The sequence below is a fragment of the Opitutia bacterium KCR 482 genome (assembly GCA_029269845.2).
Taxonomy (GTDB): Bacteria; Verrucomicrobiota; Verrucomicrobiia; order Opitutales; family Intestinicryptomonadaceae; genus Merdousia.
Map to the genome: position 1 here is coordinate 1475671 of CP149973.1, position 18683 is coordinate 1494353.

Consider the following 18683-nt stretch of genomic DNA (forward strand, 5'->3'; position numbering starts at 1 on the left):
TTATGGATACGCTTTCGAACATTCCCGTTTTTGCCGACGCGCAGTGGTGCGCAATCGCGACGGACATCGCATTCAAGGTGCTGTGCAGCCTGGGGGCAATAATGCTCGTGATGTGCTTCGCGGGGCTTAGCGTTGTCGCCGAAAGAAAGGTCTGCGCGTACATTCAGGGCAGATTCGGCCCGAACCGCACGGCGATTCCCATTGTTGCTGCGGTTCCGCTTGTTGGCAACTTTCTGAAAAAGAACGGGCTTATGCAGCTCGTTGCGGACGGGCTCAAATTCCTGCTGAAAGAAGACCCTCTTCCGAAGCACGTCAACAAGTTTTGGTATATGGCAGCTCCCGTAATCGCGCTTTCGCCCGTGCTCATCGCCGCGTGCGTTGTCCCGTTCGGCGCGTATTGGAGCGACGGTCAGCTCTGTCCGCTCTCCGCGGCGGACATCGACGTAAGCCTCGTCTTCGCGCTCGCAATCGGCTCTCTTGGCGTGTACGGCGCGCTCATGGCGGGCTGGTCGTCGAACAGCAAATTCCCCTACATGGGCGCGATGAGGGCTTCGGCGCAGGTGGTAAGCTACGAGCTTGCGATGGGGCTTTCGGTTCTGCCCGTGGTTATGTGGGTTGCGCGAAACTCCGACAGCCCCCTGAGCCTTTTCGAAATCGCGCGCGCGCAGCAGAACGTGTGGTTCTGCCTCTTGCAGCCCGTGTCGGCGTTCCTGTTCCTCGTCGCGCTCTTCGCCGAAACGAACAGGCTTCCCTTCGATATGGCGGAAAGCGAAACCGACCTCGTCAGCGGATACCACACCGAATACGGCAGCTTCAAATTCGGGCTGTTCTTCGTGGGCGAATATGGGCACATGGTGCTTGGGTCGTCGCTGTTCATAGTGCTGTTCCTCGGCGGCTGGAATCCGCTTCCGGGGGTGGCGTGGCCCGAATTTTGGGGCTGGGTCGGGGCGGTGATGTCGCTGCTTACGTTCATCGTGAAAATCGCGGCAATGCTCTTCTTCTTTATCTGGGTTCGCTGGACTCTTCCGCGTTTCAGGTACGACCAAGTCATGCGGCTGGGCTGGAAGGCTCTTGTGCCGCTTGCGCTCGCGAACTTCGTGGCATACCTGCTGATTATGTCTTTCTAAATTTCAACGGATAAATCTATGGCTATCGTAGTCGAAAGAAAACGCCTGAGCTTTTGGGAAAAACTCTATTTGCCCCAAATAGTTTCGGGTCTGTTTATAACGTTCAAAAACATATTCAAGCCGCGCGTTACGCTGGAATATCCCGACCAGTCGCCCGTGCTTCCCGTGGGATACCGCGGCGCACCGACGCTCGTGAAGGATTCGCAGGGGCGCGAAAAATGCGTGTCGTGCCAGCTTTGCGAATTCGTCTGCCCTTCGAAGGCAATCCGCGTCTTCCCCGGCCCGATTCCCGAAGACAGCGAGTACGCGTACATAGAAAAAGCCCCGCAGGATTTCCAAATCAACATGCTCCGCTGCATATTCTGCGGGCTTTGTCAGGAAGTCTGCCCCGAAAAGGCGATTGTACTGCAAAACGAATTTTCCATAAACGGCTATACGCGCGAGGAATTTATCCGCCACAAGGCCGACCTCTACGCGGCGGGAGGCGTCCTGCCCGACAAGATTATGAAGTGGAAAAAAGTCAAGGACAACGCAGAATTCGGAGGAAGAAAATAATGGAAGACATTATGTATTACATTTTCTGCGGCTTGTGCCTCGGCGGCGCGGTCGGCGTGCTTACGGTTCGCGGATACGTCAATCAGGCGATGTCGATGCTTGCGTCGATTCTCGGCGCGGCGGGGCTTCTGCTACTGATGAAAGCGTACTTCTTGGCGTTCGTGCTCGTAATGGTCTACGCGGGCGCGGTTCTGGTCTTGTTCGTGTTCGTCGTAATGCTCATAGGCGACAAGCGCGACGGCGCGGGCTGGATAAAGCGCGGCGTTCTGCTGCTGCTCTGGGCGGCGGTGCTCGCGCTCATAGGAGTTTTCGAACCGCAGATTCTGCGCGGCTGCGCGGGCGCAGATACGGCGCAGGCGGGCATTCCCGCGGTGTCGGCGGCGAAAAACTACGGCATTGCGCTCTTCACAACTTTTATGCTGCCGTTCGAAATTGCGGGAATCACGCTCTTGGCGGCGATGGTCGGGGTAATCGCGATAGCAAAACACCGCGACGGAAGGAAATAGAAAGGGACTTTTTTATGGAACACACTTTGCACCAGTTTTTGTTTCCCGCGTTGGCTCTTTTTGCGACGGGTCTTCTCGGCGTGATGTTCAAGCGGAATTTGATTACAATCTTCATGTGCGTGGAGTTCATGCTGCTGGGCGCGATGCTCGCGTTCGCGGCGTTCGCTTCGGCTTACAACGACATGGACGGCGCGGTTTTCGCGTTCTTCGTGCTCGCGATAGCGGCGTCGGAAGTGGCGGTGGGGCTTGCGATAATCACGCGACTGTTCGCCCTCGAAAACACGGTCTCGACGAAACACCTCAACACTCTCGGAGACTAATAAAATGCAATCTCAATTAAGTTTGGTTTTGTTCCTGCCGCTTTTGTCGGCGGCGGTAATCGCGCTGTTTTTGCGCAGGAGCAAGTGGGGCGGCGCGGCGGTCTCGGTGCTGTCGGCGGCGGTCGCGCTTGGGGCGGTTCTCTCGGCGGAATTTGCGTCGGGGGCGGATTCGCTTTTCAAAAGCTCCGCATGTCTCTTCGAACTCGGCTCGCTCAACTTCGACTTCGGCTTCCTCTTCGACGGGCTTACGCGGAACATGCTGTTTGTGGTCTGCTTTGTGGGCTTTCTAATCCACGTTTTCAGCGTGGGATACATGGACGACGACAAGGCGAAGTCGCGCTTCTTTGCGGGCTTGAGCTTCTTCATGTTCTCGATGACGGGGATTGTGCTGGCGTCGAACCTGTTTATGATGTTCGTGTTCTGGGAACTGGTGGGGTTCAGCTCGTACGCGCTGATTGCCCACTATGCCGACACCGATGCCGCCCGCGAGGCTTCCAAAAAGGCGTTCATAGTAAACAGAGTGGGCGACTTCGGCTTTTTGCTCGGCATAATTTTCTGTCAGGCGTCTCTCGGCACGACCGACTTCTGCGGGCTTGCCGAAATTTTCAGGGCGACCCCCGAAAAGGCGTCCACCGCGATGGGGCTTCTGATTCTCTGCGGCTTCCTCGGAAAGAGCGCGCAGTTCCCCCTGCAAGTTTGGCTTGCCGACGCAATGGCGGGGCCGACTCCCGTTTCGGCCCTTATCCACGCCGCGACGATGGTTGCCGCGGGCGTGTTCATGATGGTTCGCCTTTCGACAATCGGCTTCCTCACCCCCGAAGTGCTCGACGTCGCGACGATTCTTTGCGCGTTGATGGCGTTCTTCGCCGGTCTTTGGGCTTTGGGGCAAAACGACATCAAGAAAATCTTGGCGTACTCCACTCTGGCTCACTTGGGCTTGATGGGCGTAGGCGTCGGCTTGGGCTACGAGCTTGCAATGTACCACCTCACGACCCACGCGTTCTTCAAGGCTGCACTCTTCCTTGTGGCGGGCTCGATAATCCACGCGTGCCGCCACGAGCAGGATATCTTCAAAATGGGCGGGCTTTTCAAAAAGATGCCCGCAACCTCGATTGTCGCGCTGATTGCAACGCTCTCGATTATCGCGATTCCGTATTTTTCGGGCTATTACAGCAAAGAGGCGATTCTCACCGCAGCCTACGGACGTTCGGTTGAGGGCGTCCTCTTCGACAAAATCGTTTTCTGGCTCGTCGCGGGAGCGGCGGTGCTTACGCCTATTTACATGGGCAGGCTTTTCTTCAACGTCTTCTGCGGGAAACCGCACTCGGAAAAGGCGGAACACGCGCGGGAAAGCTCTATGTTCATGGTTCTGCCGCTCGTGGTGCTCGCGCTCTATTCGCTCGCGGGGGCTTGGAGCTTTGCGTACGGAATAGTCTGGGCGGACGGAAAAATGAACGCGCTCATTCCCGCTTCGGCGACGTCGTTCATCTCGTCGGTTTGGGAAATCCACCGCTCGGCTCTGGCGAAAATTCCCGACGTCCACACGCTCGAAAACGCTGCGCTTATCGCAACTCTCGTCGGAATCGCTTTCGCGTACGTCGTCTACGGACGCTCGCGCGGCTACGACCTTGTGGAAAAACGCCTGCCGCGCCTCTACAAAGCCCTCAACAAACACGGTTGGTTCGACGACGTTTACAACTACTATGTGGCGAAAGTCCAACAGCGCGTCGCGATTTTCCTTGCGACTTTCGTCGATTTGCTGCTTGTCGAGCTTCTGCTTGTCCGCGGAACGGGCATTGTCTGCGCCGTGATAGGGCAGGGCTTCAAACGGCTTCACGACGCTTCGGCGAACTCGCAGGTCAAGTGGCTTGTGGCGGGGTTCGTCTTATTGTTCGTCATAATTTATGCGTAGGAGATTTCTAAGATGGAAACAAACGATATTTGCAAAATTCTTCTGAACGCGGCGGTTTACGTTCCGCTTTTCTGCGCGCTTTGCACGGCGGTCTTTGCGCCGTTTTTCGGCAACAAAAGCTCGAAGGCGTTGGCGGTGTTCTCTTCGGGGGTGTCGCTCTTCGCCGCCGCAGTCCTGTGGGCGGTCTACGCAAAGGACTTTGCCGACTCGGCGGGCTTCGCGTTTGCGACCGCTCCCGAATTTTTCGGAATCGCGCTTCCCGCGCTTGCCCTGAACGCGGTTTCCGCGCCGATGTTCGCGCTCGCGGCGATTGTGGGCTTTGCGGCGGCTCTCTGGGCGGCGAAGTCTGAAATCGACAACGCGCGCCTCTACTGCATGCTTCTTATGTTCATGCACGGCGGGCTAATGGGCGCGTTTGCGACAACCAACGTTCTCTGGCTCTACATGTTCCACGAATTCGCCCTTGTGCCGACGTTCATTGCAATCTCGCTCTGGGGCGGCGCGGGCAAACGCATGTCGGCAATGGAGATGGCGATTTATCTGACGCTCGGCGCACTCGTGTCGCTGGTGGGCATAATCGCGCTGTACGTGCAGTCCGGGGCGGACAACTTCTCGCTGATTTCCATTGCGCTCGCCGTGGCGAAGTCGCCTCTGAACGCGCAGTGGCAGTACGTTGTTTTCGGACTGCTTATGTTCGGCTTGGGCACGCTTGTTTCGCTCTTCCCGTTCTACTCTTGGGCGCCGCGCACATACTCGGCGGCTCCGACCTCGTTTGCCATGCTCCATGCGGGCGTGCTTAAAAAATTCGGGCTTTATGTCCTGATTCAGGTTGCGCTGCCTTTCCTCTCGAACGGTTGTGCCGACTGGGCGAAGGCGATGGCGGTTCTCGCGCTCTTCAACGTAATCTACATCGGACTCCTCACAATGGTGCAGCGCGACCTCAAAATGATGGTTTCGTATTCGAGCGTGGCGCACATGGGGCTGTGCTTTCTGGGCATCGCCTCGATGTCGGTTTTGGGCGTCGGCGGCACGGTTCTGCTGATGTTTGGGCACGGCGCGAGCGTCGCGCTGCTTTTCATGCTCTCGAACGCGGTCGTCAACCGCACGGGCGAGTGGGACATGTTCAAAATGGGCGGGCTTTACAAACAGACGCCGAACCTTGCGGCGTTCTTCCTTGCCGCGACCCTCGCAAGCTTGGGCTTGCCGATGTTCGCAAACTTCTGGGGCGAGCTTTCGATTCTTGCTTCGCTCTGGAATTTCTCGCCGACAATCTGCGCTCTCGCCGCAACGGGGCTTATCATTTCGGCGATTTACGGGCTTCGCGCGTTCGCCAACGTCTTCATGGGCGAGCCGAAAGACGCAATTGCGCCGAAGTTTTCGCAGATTCCCGACTTGACGTTCGCGGAGAAGCTTCCCGCGGTAATCCTGCTTGCGGCGTTGCTGTTTGTGGGCTTCTGCCCGAAGGCGATTACGTCGGGGCTTAACGCGGATTTGTCGGCAATTCCAACTTTAACAAAGTAGTTTTTTATGGAAGGTATATCTTTTGAATGGGCGAGCGTCTCGACGGAGGCGACTCTTGCGGTTTTCGCCGCGTTGATTCTGTGCATGTCGGCGGTTGCCTCCGACAGGGGCGCGAAGTGGATTTCGCTGTTTGCGATGTTCGGCTTTGTGGCGGCTCTCGCCGTGGAGGTTTTCGCGCCGTTCGGGGCGTCGTCGTTCGGCGGCGCGTTGGGCGGCAAGTCGGTGTTCGGCGTGTTCGCGATTGCGTGCGCGCTGCTCTCGGCGTTGATGGGCTTCCAGTACTTCGCAAAAGGCGCGCGCGGCAGAAATGAGTTCTTCTCAATCCTCATGATTTGCGCGGCGGCTCTTATTCTCTTTGTGCGCTCGAACAACCTGATGTTCGCGTTCGTGTCGCTCGAATGCGCCACAATCTGCCTGTACATCATGGCGGCGTGGAGCAGGGACGTTCCCGCGAGCGTCGAGGCGGCGGCGAAATACCTCGTGATTGCGGGCGTCAGCGGCGCGATGTTCCTGCTGGGCATTGCGTTCGTCTACGGCGCGTCGCTTGCGGTCGGAAGAAACCTGCTTGTGTTCGAAAACTTCACCTTGGGGCTTGTCCACCCGATGTTCCTTACCGGCATAATTTTTGTGGCGGGCAGCGCGTTGTTCAAAGTGGCGGCGTTCCCGTTCCAGTTCTGGTCGCCCGACGTTTACCAAGGCTCGCCGACGCCCGTTTCGGCGTTTTTCGCGGTCGTTTCGAAAGCCGCGGGAATAGTGTTTGTCGGCAAAATCTGCATGTCGCTCGACTTCGCGTCGATTGGGCTTGCCGACCTCCAAAACAAGGCGGTCTTGGCGATGTCGATTGTCGCGGGGGCTACGATTGTCGTCGGCAATTTGGGCGGCATAACACAGGTGAACGTCAAGAGGCTGACGGCGTTTTCGGGCATATCGAACGCGGGCTATATGCTCGTGCTCGTCTGCGCGGTTCTCAAATACGCGTCGCTTGCCGACTTCTTTATGCCCGTCCTCTACTTCTATTTGGCGGCGTACATGTTCGCAAACTACGCGGTTTTCTTTGTCGTAAACGGCTTCGAGGGCTGCGACGACTCGGACCAGACTTTGGCGGACTACCGCGGACTCGCGCGGAAAAGCCCCGTCATGTCGGGCACGCTGATTGTAAACCTTTCGTCGCTTGCGGGCATTCCCCCGACGGCGGGCTTCTTCGGCAAGGTGCTTGTAATCGTGACGGCGTGGAACGCGCAGCTCTACTGGCTTACGGGCATAATGATTGCGGGTTCGGTGGTTTCAATCTACTACTACTTCGCGTGGCTTAGGTCGTCGCTCGATTCGGCGGACGGCGGAGAACGGAAGCTCGACGCAAACCCGCTCTTCTACCCCACAATGGTTGCGCTCTCCGTCGCGACCGTCGCTCTGGGACTCGGCGGCATTCTTTATTTCTACGGAATATAAAATTGTTGCATCGGGCGGCTTCCGTCCTTAGAAACTTCGATTCAAATGAAAAAATTATACGCATTTTTTTTGCTCGCCGCACTTTTGACAGGCTGTAATTCCGAAGACAAGGAAATTTACAGCCGCCAAATCGACATCGTAAGCATTCCCGCGGGCGCGCCGATTGTAATCGACGGCCTGAAAATGGGAACCGCGCCGCTGAGCGTCGGCGTCGAAACGAACGAGGACGGCTACTTTGTCCGCAAAACCGTAATCACGGCGATTCCGCAGGAGGCTTCGCTCCACACGCAGGTTGTTTCGTTCCCCGCGTATCTGGCGTCGAACCCCGAAAAGAGCAAAGTGCCCGAAAAAATCACCTTCCACATGGGCGTCGCGCCTTCGCAGGGCGGCGGGGTGTCGTTCAACGACGAATAAACACAATTTACCGCAACACAAATGTCATCTCAAATCAAATACATTCTCGACGAGGAAAAAATCCCCTCAAACTGGTACAATATCGAAGCGGACTTGAAAGAGCACACGCCCCCGCCCATCGACCCGACTACGGGCAAACCGATGGATCCCGCAAAGCTCGAAACAATCTTCGCAAAAGGCGTGCTCGAACAGGAAATGTCGCGCGAACGCTACATTCCGATTCCCGAACCCGTCCGCGAAATCCTCCGCCAATGGAGACCCTCGCCGCTCTACCGCGCGCGCAGACTCGAAAAAGCCCTTAAAACGCCCGCCCGCATTTACTATAAATTCGAGGGCGTAAGCCCGTCCGGCTCGCACAAATCGAACAGCGCGCTCGCGCAGGTCTTCGAAAACAAAAGGTGCGGCACAAAATTCATCACGACCGAAACCGGCGCGGGCCAGTGGGGCTCCGCGCTCTCGCAGGCGTGCCAGATTTTCGGACTCCATTGCAGAGTCTTCATGGTGAAGTGCTCGTTTATGCAAAAGCCCTACCGCAAGGCGGTTATGGAGCTTTTCGGCGGCGAGACAATTCCCTCTCCCAGCCCCTACACGGAAGCGGGTCGCGCCGTCTTGGCAAAAGACCCCGATTGCAGCGGCTCGCTCGGCATAGCGATTTCGGAGGCGGTCGAAGAGGCGGTGAAAAACCCCGACACCAAGTACTGTCTCGGCTCGGTGCTTAACCACGTTCTGCTCCACCAGACGATTATCGGCGAGGAAGCCCTGCTCCAAATGGAAATGGCAAACGACTATCCCGACATGATTATCGGAGCGTGCGGCGGCGGCTCGAACTTCGCGGGCATCGCGTTCCCGTTCATCGGCGAAATGCTCCGCGGCGGACGCAAGGTAGACGTGTTGGGCGTTGAGCCTTCCGCGTGCCCCAGCCTCACAAAGGGCAAGTACGCCTACGACTTCGGCGACGTCGCGAAAATGACGCCTTTGATGAAAATGTACACGCTCGGCAGCTCGTTCATTCCCCCCGCAGTGCACGCGGGCGGACTGCGCTACCACGGCATGGCTCCGCAAATCAGCAACATCGCAAAACAGGGGCTTATGCGGGCGAGAACCGTCCAGCAGCTCGACGTTTTCCGCGACGCCGTCGCATTCGCGCGTTCCGAGGGAATCATTCCCGCGCCCGAATCTTCGCACGCGATTTCCGCCGCCATGGACGAAGCCCGCAAGTGCGCGGAAACGGGCGAGGAAAAGTGCATACTTTTCAATCTGTCGGGACACGGACACCTCGATATGACCGCATACCTCGACTATTTTGCGGGAAAACTCCGCAACTACGATTATCCCGAACAGGAAATCGCCATGGCGCTTTCGGGCTTGCCCGTCTGCAACGAAAAGTAGCGTTCCCCGACACAAGCGCAAGGCGCGACGCCTTGCGAAAAGTCGGAAAACAAAACGGCGCGGAATTTTAAGTATTTTTTCGCGCCGTTTTTTTGTAATTAAATTGTTTTAACTAAGATGCGCCCCAAGTACCAGAATTGTAGAAACTGGTATTTGGCTGGTATTTAGTTTTGAGGCGGGGTGCGCAGCTTGTTTGCTGTGACTTATTGCGCAGAATTGCTTTGCAATTTGGAGGGGCGTTTTGCTAATGTCGGTTTGAAAAATTCTTCGGCGCGTGTCGGAGCTTTTGGTGTCGAATAAAAATATGTCAATCTCGGCGAAATCGTTTTTTGTTGCGGTGCTGCTGCTTGCCGCGGGGCTTGCGGCGGCGGACGTTCCGTCTGCCCGCGAAATGTGCGGCGTCTTGGACTTCGACCGCGCGAATGTCGAAAGCATTACTTCCGAAACCGTTGCCGAACTTTCCGCCCGCGCCCAAAAGCGCGACTACGACGCCCTCGTATCCCTCGGCGTCTGCCGCCTCCTCGGCTTGGGCACCCAAAAGGACGCCCGACGCGCCGCGGGCGATTTCCTTGCCGCCGCCTTCGCGGGAAATCCCTACGGAATGTTCGCCTATGCCGTTTGCATGTCGGAGGGCGACGGCGTTCCGCAGTACGAAAAGGGGGCTGTCGATTTTTGGGAGCGGGCGGCGAAAAAGGGCTGTCCGAACGCGCTCAACAGGCTAGGCGTCTGCCATTTCAAGGGCGGCGCGGCGGATTTTGACCCCGCCAAGGCAGTCGAGCTGTTCAAAAAAGCGGCGGAGCTTGGCTCGAACAGGGCGAAGGTTTCGCTTGCGCGCGCGCACCTCGAAGGCGTGGGGGTGGAGAAAAATCCAGCGGAAGCCCGCAGGCTTTTGGAGGACGCCGCCCGCGCGGGAAATGTCGTGGCGCAGAACAACCTCGGCGTCTACTACATTGAGGGCATGGGCGGAAATGTGGACGAGTTCGCCGCGTTCCGCTGCTTCGAGCTTGCCGCCAAGAAAAAATATCCGCCAGCCATGCTTTTCTTGGGAATGGCGTATTTGCAGGGCGCGGGGGTCGCCGCCGACGGCGCGCGCGGCTTCGCCCTTGTGCGCGAGGCCGCAGAGCTTGGCAACGCCGAGGCTCAAAACAACCTCGCGGTCTGCTACGCAAACGGCTACGGCGTGCAGCCCAACGCGGCTTCGGCGTTCGACTGGTACAGGAAGTCCGCCGAAAACGGCTACGCCATTGCCCAGAACAACCTTGCCGACTGCTATTTCAACGGCGCGGGTTGCGGCGAAAACAAAGCCGAGGCAGTGAGATGGTACAGACGGGCGGCGTTTCAGGGCGACGTTTCGGCGCAGAGCAATTTGGGATACTGCTACCTTGAAGGAATCGGGATAGGCAAGAGCGCGGCGGACGCAATCAAATGGCTGAAAAAGGCGGCGGACGCAGGCGACGTATCGGCGCAGAGCAATTTGGGGACGTGCTATATCAACGCGGTCGGCGTCGAGCGCAATGTTTCGGAGGCTGTAAAATATTTGAAGCTTGCCGCCGACAAGGGCGACGCGCAGGCGATGGGCAACTTGGGCGCGTGCTATTTCAACGGAATCGGCGTAGAAAAAAACACCCTAAAAGGCGCGGATTTACTGCGCCGCGCGGCGAAAGCCGGCAACGACGAAGCCCGCAAAGCCCTTTACAGAATAAGGGGATACGAGCATTGACGCGGTTTTCCCCCCGCCGCCGTTTTCCTCCGCGTTTTTTCTTGCCCCGCGCCGCGCCCATAACGCGCAGTTTTCAAGACGTGAATTTGGGAATTTTGACATGCAAAAAATTTCGAGCCTGAAAAAGCGATGCGCTTTTGTTTGGCGTTTTGTTTGTAAGTTATTTGTAAACATGCATTAGATGTGTGCCGATTCGGGCGGCATTGGCATACCCGATTTTAAAAAGATACCTATAATCTTTTTTGACTTTTTGCGTCCCAAAAAGTACAATGACCTTATCAGCACCGAAATGAGAGGTGCGCAAAAATAATATGGGGTTGAGAAAAGGAATAATATGAAGTTCGGAAAAACAACTGTATTTGCGGCGGTGTTTGCGCCCCTAGCGGCATTTGCGGCGGAGCTTACTCTTTTCGATTCCGCAAAAGATTCCGCCGTTGTCGAAAACGGCGCCGTAGTTGCGAAAACTCACGAAGGTCTGGTTGTTTCTTATTCCGAAAAGCCCGAACCGCTGGGCGGTGTCGCGATTGACGGCAACTGGGATTTGTCGAAATATTCCGCGCTCAAATTCGAAATCGAAAACCTCGGCAAGGGCGATATTCCGCTTATCATTGTCGCGCAGAACGCCAAGCCCGACTGGGGCAAGCGCACGGGCTTCCAGCAGATTTACCTGCCGCTCTCTTCGGGCAAGACGCTCGAAATGCCGCTTGCGTCGCTTTTCCGCGGCGAGGTTTACGACACGGTAAAGGATTTCCGCAAAATGCGCGGCAACCCGTTCTCGATGTTCACAAACAATGTGGACGTTTCTAAAATCGAGCGCGTGCGCGTGTATGTGCGCTACCCGAAAAGCTCGGACAAATGGCGTTTGAAGAAAATCACCGCGGAGGATTCGTCGACGTACAAAGCTCCCGCGTGGTTCGGCATGCCGAAGGAAAAATTTTTCCCGTTCATAGACAAATACGGGCAGTTCATTCACAAGGAATGGAAAGACAAAATCCACTCCGACGCCGACTTCGCCGCCGAAAGAAAAAAAGAGGCGGAGTATTTCGAAAAGCACGCCGGCGCGCCCGACCGCGACAAATGGGGCGGCTGGAAAGACGGTCCGCAGCTTGCGGCGACTGGGCGTTTCCGCATAGAAAAAGTCGGCGGCAAATGGTGGCTTGTAGACCCCGACGGAAAGCTGTTCTGGTCGCACGGAGCGGTTCGCGTGTCGCCGTCGTCGGGAATCACGCCGCTCGACGGGCGCAAATTCTACTTCAAAGACCTTCCCGCAAAGGACGACGCCTTTGCCCAATTCTACTACACTCACGACGAGCTTCTCCGCCCCTACTATGAAAAGCGCGGCATAAAGGAGACCTACGACTTCTCCGCCGCGAACCTCCGCCGCAAATACGGCGCGGACTGGCTCGAAAAATTCGCCGACATCTGCCACAAACGCTTCAAAAGCTGGGGCTTGAACACGATTGCCAACAGCTCCGACAAGCGCGTATACATGCAGAACAGAACGCCGTTCATCGAGCGTTTCGAAATCAAATCTCCCGAGCTTTCGGGCAGCGAGGGTTGGTGGTGGAGTTTCCGCGACCCCTTCAACCCCAAGTTCCGCGAAAACATACGCAAGAATCTTGCCGACAGAAAGGACGAGCTTTCCGACCCGTGGTGCATAGGTCTGTTTGTGGACAACGAGCTTGACTGGGGGCACCCCGACTCGCATGCGGTCTGGACGCTGCTCTCGCCCGCCGACTGTGTGGCGAAAAGCGTTTTCGCCGCCGACCTCCGCAAAAAATACGGCACTGTCGAAAACCTCAACGCCGTGTGGGGCTCGAAATTCCCGTCGTGGGAAGATTTCCTGAAAGTCTGCGCAAAGCCCCCGAAAGGCGCGTACGACGACTGCGTCGCTTTCTCCGAAAAAGTCATAGAAGAGTACTACAAGGTAATCCGCGACGAAGTGAAGGCCGCCGAACCCCAGCTTCTCTACATGGGTTGCCGTTTCGGCGGAGTGCCGAAATACAATCCGCAGGCGATGTACATCGGCGCGAAATACTGCGACGTCATCAGCTACAACATTTACCGCGACACCCTCGACGAACTCTCTCTGCCAGCGGGAATCGACAAGCCCATCATGATTGGAGAGTTCCATTTCGGCGCGCTCGACAGGGGCAAATTCCACACTGGCTTGGTTGCAAAAAACACGCAGGAGGAACGCGCTCAGGCATATTTCAACTACGTCGAATCGGCGCTGAAACACCCGCAGGTAATCGGCACGCACTGGCACCAGTTTGCCGATCAGGCGACGACAGGCAGATTCGACGGCGAAAATTTCCAAGTCGGCTTCACCGACATCTGCGACACTCCGTATTGGGAGACCGTCGATAAAGTCCGCGAAATCGGATACAAGATGTACAAGGTAAGAAGCGGCAAAGAAAAGTAATAATAGCAGGTACACCCATCACACAGATAACAGCAAGGCTCGTCCGATTCTTTCGGGCGAGCCTTTTCCTTTTTTTGATTGGCGCGGATTTTGTGGGCGCGCTTTGTTCGTGGCGCGGCGGCGCTTGTTTGTGAGGGTTTGATTTTCCTGCGGGTGGCGGACTTTCGTTCGTGGCGTGTTGCGCGGTTGCGTTAGCGTGCTTGCCGATAATGGGGAGAGCCGCGCTTTTCGGGCGGGGCGCGTTCAAAAATGCTTGCGTATCGGGGCGGCTTCGGCGAAATTGGAGGGCATGTTAGGAAGGAAAAAAGTGTTGGTCGCAAAGAACGCAAAATCGGTGCGTTCCGACGACCCGCTTGGAGCTTTCAAGAAAAACTCGCGCGGCGAAATGGGCAGGTATCAGGTTCGCGGCGAACTTTGGAAATCGCTCAAAAAACTTCTGCTTCTTGCCGCCGCTCTCGCGGCGTTCTACTTCGCCCGCGAATGCTGGTTCGCGTGGGACATTTTTCAATAAAACGGAATCGCGCTTCGGAATTTTTATCATGAAATACTATTTAATAGACGGCTACAATCTCGCGTTCAGGTGCTTCTACGCCATGCCCGACCTCACGCGCTCGGACGGTTTTCCCACGGGCGCGCTCCACGCGTTTTTTGCAAGCCTGCTGAAACTGTCGTCGTCGGACACTCCGCATTCGAGCGCGGTATTTTTCGACAGGGGCGGCTCGAAGCGGCACTTGGAAATCTTCCCCGAATACAAGGCGAACCGCGCGGAAGCTCCCGACGCGTTCCGCAAGCAGATTCCGCACATGAAATACCTTTGCGAGCTGTTCGGCTTTGAGCCTACCGAATGCGAGGGCGTGGAGGCCGACGACCTCCTTGCGAGCGCGGCGGTCAGGCTGAAAGCTTCGGGCGCGTCGGTTTCGATAGTGAGCGCGGACAAGGATTTCGCCCAGCTTGTTTCGCCGAATATCCGCCAGCTTCTGCCGCCCAAGCCGCGCACAAAGGAGTGGACGGAGCTTGACTCGATTGGCGTCAAGGCGAAGTTCGGCGTGCCGCCGTCGCAGATACCCGCGTACCTTGCGCTCATAGGCGATACTGCCGACAACATCGGCGGAATCGACGGCGTGGGTCCTAAAACCGCCGCGAAGTGGCTCAAAGATTTCGGCGACATCGAAACGCTCGTGCGCCGCGCCGACTGGATTAAGCCCGAACGCTTCCGCAAAATCGTTGCCGACTCCGCCGCGCTCCTCGAACGCAACTTAAAGCTCATAACGCTCGACACGTCGTTCGACGTTTCGATAACGCCGTCGAAGACGCCCGACTTTGCGGAAATCATAAATTTCCTCGAAGAAATGGAGATGAAAAAGTCGCTGTTTGCCCTGCGCAACTTCGCGAAAGACCAATATCAGATTTCGATATAATCGGATTGTATTTGATTGAAATTGCGGCGGATTGATTTTTTCGGATTCCGCGCCGCGCAAAAAAAATCCGCGGGACGCCTTGTGCCAAGCCGCGGATTTTTTGTTTTTTTTGCCTCCTATTTTTCGAGGAGTTTCAGAACCGTCTGCGCGTAGACCGAAATCAGAAATTTGTTCGGGTGGTTGACGTTGTTTCCCGTCATGTCGATGTAGCGTTTTCTTTGAAGCAGTGCGTCGTGCGCGGCGCGGACGTTCGCGACGGCGACGGATTCGCATTCGAGGCTCTTGTCGATTTTCGGGTATTCGTCCTGCACTTCCATGCGCTTTTGCCAGAGCGTGTTTGCCCGCATGGAGCTTACGATTATGAATTCGGCGTCGGGGTTTTGCCCGCGCACTTTTGCAATCATGCTTTCGAGCTTTTCCCTGCGCGTTTCGGGCGGGCAGGTGTCGTTCATTCCGAACGCGAGAATCACGAGGTCGGGCTTGTCGGGCAGCACGAGGTTTGCGATGTTCTTTTCGCCCCAGCCGATTGTCGTGCCGCCGAGGGCGCGGTTGCGAAGCTCGACGTTTTTGCCGTAGATTTTTTGCAGGCGTTTTTCGACGCTCTTCGCCCAGGTAGGCGAGAACGGCGCGGCGTCCGCCCTGAACGGCGCGTTTGCGCCCGCGGAGATGCTGTCGCCGTAGAGGACGATTTTCACGGGCTTGCCCGATTTCAGAAGCTTCATTGTTTTCGGCAGCGATTTTGCGCCGCGTTTCGGCAAATTAAAAAATGACTGTCCCTGATGTTTGTAGTTAAAAAATACGTCCCGCTGGTGGAACCATTTGCCCTCGGCGAAGAACGCGTATTTGCCGAGGTTTTCGAAAAAGAAGAAGTCGCCGTTTTTCTTGGCCGCCTCTTTTGTGTCGGCGTAAATCGCGGAGTAGGGGACTGTCTCGACCGCGCCGCCCTCCAAAAATTCCACGGTGTTTCCCGAAATTTTGTAGTCGCGTCCCTCCCGCAAAAGCGTTTTTTCGCCGGAGCGGTATGTGTACGCCGCGTCGATTTTCCGCGGGGCGAAAAGCAGTTTTGCCCGCGCCGCCGAGCCGTCCTTTCCTCCGAGCGGGAAGACCGATTCTCCGCGGATTTTCCCGCCCGAAAAAATCGGCGTCAGAATGTCGTCAAGCTTGTAAACATCGGTGTTCGACGCCGCGACGAGCGTCGCGTGTTTTACGGTGATTTTCGGTACTGCGCCGTCGGGGCATTTTGAGTACAGCTTAAATTCCACGGATTTTTCTCCCCGCGCGAGCGCGGCGTTTACGATGTCGCCCGCGTCGATGCATGTGTCCTGAATTTTGCCCGCGCCCAGAAGCGTTGCGGCGTCGAACTCGCGCCCCATGTGCGAGACCGTAATCGAGGGGCTTGTATCCTGCCCGCCCGACATTTCGCAAACTGCGCCGAGCCTCGCCGAAACGACGCGTTTTTCGGCGATTTTCGAAAGGTCGAATTTTGCCGATACGGTATAATTTTTCCCGCCGGTGTTTTCAATCGCGGGAATGTTTCCGCTTGACGGCGCGAGCGTTCCGCCGATTCTGTCGATGTCCGCGCCCGCCGCGAGCGGCAGAGCGGAAATTAAAGCCAAGAGAAATTTTTTCATCGCGCAATGGAAATCAAAAAATCGGGGAGGGTTCAACAAAAATCCCGAATTTCGGCCGCGCTCTTTTGGCTTGTAAAAATTTTCCGATTTGCACATATTCCGAAAATTCGAGAATTGTTATATAAAAACCTATGGCTAATCCACCGTTTGAATACCAAAAAATGTTTCCGCTAGGGAAGGACGATACCAAGTACCGCCTCCTGACAAAAGACTACGTTTCAACCGTCGATTTTAACGGAGAGAAAATCCTTAAAATCGACCCCGAAGGTCTCGCGCTTCTCGCGCGTTCTGCCATGCGCGACGTGTCGTTCTTCCTGCGCCCCGCGCACCTCGAACTCGTCGCGAAAATCCTCAAAGACCCCGAAGCGAGCGACAACGACAAGAGCGTCGCCCTCACCATGCTCCGCAATGCAGAGGTTGCAGCGATGGGCAAGCTGCCGTTCTGTCAGGACACGGGCACTGCGACAATCGTCGCAAAAAAGGGCCAGCGCGTTTGGACGGGCGTCGAGGACGAAGAGTATCTTTCAAAGGGCGTTTACGACTGCTACACGCAGGAGAACCTCCGCTACTCGCAGAACGCCCCGCTTACCATGTGGGACGAGGTCAACACCAAGTGCAACCTCCCCGCGCAAATCGACATCTACGCCACGAATTCCGATTCGTACAATTTCCTCTTTGTCGCAAAGGGCGGCGGTTCGGCGAACAAAACCTACCTCTATCAGGAAACAAAGGCGATTCTCACGCCCGAGCGTCTCATTCCGTTCATGATTGAAAAAATGAAGGGCTTGGGAACTGCCGCGTGCCCTCCCTATCACATTGCGTGGGTAATCGGCGGCACGAGCGCGGAGGCGAACCTCAAAAACGTAAAGCTTGCTTCCGTAAAGTATCTCGACAATCTGCCCACCAAGGGCAACAAGCTCGGGCACGCGTTTCGCGATGTCGAGCTTGAAAAGCGTCTGCTTGAAGAAACCCGCAAGCTCGGTATCGGCGCGCAGTTCGGCGGCGCAAACTTCGCCCTCGACGTCCGCGTTATCCGCATGCCGCGCCACGGCGCAAGCTGCCCCATCGGCTTGGGCGTTTCCTGCTCCGCCGACCGCAACATGAAGGCGAAAATCGACAAGGACGGCATTTGGCTCGAGCAGCTCGAAACCGACCCCGCCAAGTACATTCCCGCCGAATACAAGAGTGTCAACACTGCCGACGGCGCGGTCGCAATCGACCTCAACCGCCCGATGAAGGAGATTCTTGCCGAGCTCACAAAGTATCCCGTCAAGACCCGTTTGAAGCTTTCGGGCACGATTATTGTCGGCCGCGACATCGCCCACGCCAAGCTCAAAGAGCGTCTCGACAGGGGCGAGGGTTTGCCGCAGTACATCAAGGACCACCCGATTTACTATGCGGGCCCCGCGAAAACCCCCGAAGGCATGCCCTCTGGCTCTTTCGGCCCGACCACTGCCGGCCGCATGGACCCTTACGTCGATTTGTTCCAGTCGAACGGCGGCAGCATGATTATGATTGCAAAGGGCAACCGTTCGCAGGTTGTAACGGATTCCTGCAAAAAGCACGGCGGTTTCTATCTAGGCTCGATTGGCGGACCAGCCGCTCTCTTGGCGAAGGAGAACATCAAGAAAGTCGAGTTGCTTGAATATCCCGAGTTGGGCATGGAGGCGATTTGGAAGATTGATGTTGTCGATTTCCCCGCCTTCATTCTCGTAGACGACAAAGGAAACGACTTCTTCAAGCAGTTGTAGCGCGAACCTGCGGGACTTGTTTGGCGCACAGCCAAGTCTTGCTCGAAAAGCAAAAGGGGGCAGTACGAAAGTACAGCCCCCTTTCGTTTTCTGCGCGAGCCTCGCCTGTGCGCCAAACCGTACCCCGCAGAACCGCGCTGGGAAATTTGCGGATTGCCGAGGGTTTTGTTTATATTAGTGCGCGATGTAATCGCGCGGGTAGATTTTTGATTTTGTTTTTTTTGAGGATACCTCTCGGAAGAAGTTTTGGGGAGCGAGTTTTCGGTTTACTTATTTAGCGAAGAATTGTTGTTGGTATTTTAGTTTCTTTTTTTTCTTCCGTTGCCAAGTCTTGCTCGAAAAGCAAAAGGGGGCAGTACGAAAGTACAGCCCCCTTTCGTTTTCTGCGCGAGCCTCGCCTGTTCGCCAAACCGTACCCCGCAGAACCGCGCTGGGATATTTGCGGATTGCCGAGAGTTTTGTTTATATTAGTGCGCGATGTATCGCGCGGTAGATTTTTGATTTTGTTTTTTTTAGGTTGCCTGTCGGAGGAAGTTTAGGGCTGG

The 18683-nt window shown here is 56.3% G+C and carries 15 protein-coding genes; 14 read left to right on the forward strand and 1 reads right to left on the reverse strand.

All coding sequences use genetic code 11. The features are described 5' to 3' along the window. Window positions 1–2: 2 nt before the first annotated feature. From P3B99_006140 to P3B99_006200, 13 genes are all read left to right on the forward strand, one after another. Window positions 3–1127 (forward strand): complex I subunit 1 family protein, encoded by a 1125-nt coding sequence (locus P3B99_006140; GenBank protein ID WYJ06788.1) that lies wholly within the window; start codon window positions 3–5, stop codon window positions 1125–1127. A gap of 18 nt (window positions 1128–1145) precedes the next feature. Further along, window positions 1146–1682, forward strand: coding sequence for an NADH-quinone oxidoreductase subunit I (locus tag P3B99_006145; GenBank protein ID WYJ06789.1), 537 nt, complete (start codon window positions 1146–1148; stop codon window positions 1680–1682). Further along, window positions 1682–2188, forward strand: coding sequence for an NADH-quinone oxidoreductase subunit J (locus P3B99_006150; GenBank protein ID WYJ06790.1), 507 nt, complete (start codon window positions 1682–1684; stop codon window positions 2186–2188). The genes P3B99_006145 and P3B99_006150 overlap by 1 nt, the downstream gene beginning before the upstream one ends. Window positions 2189–2202: 14 nt before the next feature. Next, window positions 2203–2508, forward strand: coding sequence for an NADH-quinone oxidoreductase subunit NuoK (gene nuoK, locus P3B99_006155; protein WYJ06791.1), 306 nt, complete (start codon window positions 2203–2205; stop codon window positions 2506–2508). Window positions 2509–2512: 4 nt separating this feature from the next. Then, window positions 2513–4420 carry an NADH-quinone oxidoreductase subunit L gene (locus tag P3B99_006160; GenBank protein WYJ06792.1) on the forward strand — a complete coding sequence of 636 codons (1908 nt, stop codon included), beginning with the start codon at window positions 2513–2515 and terminating at the stop codon, window positions 4418–4420. 12 nt (window positions 4421–4432) lie between these two features. Then, window positions 4433–5941: an NADH-quinone oxidoreductase subunit M gene (locus P3B99_006165; protein ID WYJ06793.1), complete on the forward strand. Its 1509-nt coding sequence runs from the start codon at window positions 4433–4435 to the stop codon at window positions 5939–5941. A gap of 6 nt (window positions 5942–5947) precedes the next feature. Beyond that, entirely contained in the window at window positions 5948–7390 is a 1443-nt protein-coding gene (locus tag P3B99_006170; protein ID WYJ06794.1) for an NADH-quinone oxidoreductase subunit N, read from the forward strand. Between the two features lie 45 nt (window positions 7391–7435). Continuing rightward, window positions 7436–7804, forward strand: a complete 369-nt coding sequence (locus P3B99_006175) for a hypothetical protein (protein WYJ06795.1) — start codon at window positions 7436–7438, stop codon at window positions 7802–7804. A 21-nt stretch (window positions 7805–7825) separates the two neighbouring features. Next, window positions 7826–9193: a TrpB-like pyridoxal phosphate-dependent enzyme gene (locus tag P3B99_006180; GenBank protein ID WYJ06796.1), complete on the forward strand. Its 1368-nt coding sequence runs from the start codon at window positions 7826–7828 to the stop codon at window positions 9191–9193. A gap of 304 nt (window positions 9194–9497) precedes the next feature. Beyond that, window positions 9498–10913: a tetratricopeptide repeat protein gene (locus P3B99_006185; GenBank protein WYJ06797.1), complete on the forward strand. Its 1416-nt coding sequence runs from the start codon at window positions 9498–9500 to the stop codon at window positions 10911–10913. Window positions 10914–11247: 334 nt separating this feature from the next. Then, window positions 11248–13338, forward strand: coding sequence for a beta-agarase (locus P3B99_006190; protein WYJ06798.1), 2091 nt, complete (start codon window positions 11248–11250; stop codon window positions 13336–13338). Window positions 13339–13627: 289 nt separating this feature from the next. Further along, on the forward strand, window positions 13628–13849 hold the full coding sequence (locus P3B99_006195) for a hypothetical protein (GenBank protein ID WYJ06799.1): 222 nt from the start codon (window positions 13628–13630) through the stop codon (window positions 13847–13849). Window positions 13850–13877: 28 nt separating this feature from the next. Then, the gene (locus tag P3B99_006200; GenBank protein ID WYJ06800.1) at window positions 13878–14756 is read left to right on the forward strand and encodes a 5'-3' exonuclease H3TH domain-containing protein; all 879 of its coding nucleotides are present in this window, start codon (window positions 13878–13880) and stop codon (window positions 14754–14756) included. A gap of 116 nt (window positions 14757–14872) precedes the next feature. Here the strand turns inward: P3B99_006200 and P3B99_006205 are convergent, their stop codons facing one another. Beyond that, window positions 14873–16387, reverse strand: coding sequence for an SGNH/GDSL hydrolase family protein (locus P3B99_006205; protein WYJ06801.1), 1515 nt, complete (start codon window positions 16385–16387; stop codon window positions 14873–14875). 131 nt (window positions 16388–16518) lie between these two features. On the opposite strand from P3B99_006205, the gene P3B99_006210 reads away from it, so the two are divergent. After that, a complete protein-coding gene (locus P3B99_006210; protein WYJ06802.1) occupies window positions 16519–18138 on the forward strand; it encodes a fumarate hydratase in 1620 nt (539 codons plus the stop codon). Window positions 18139–18683: the final 545 nt, after the last annotated feature.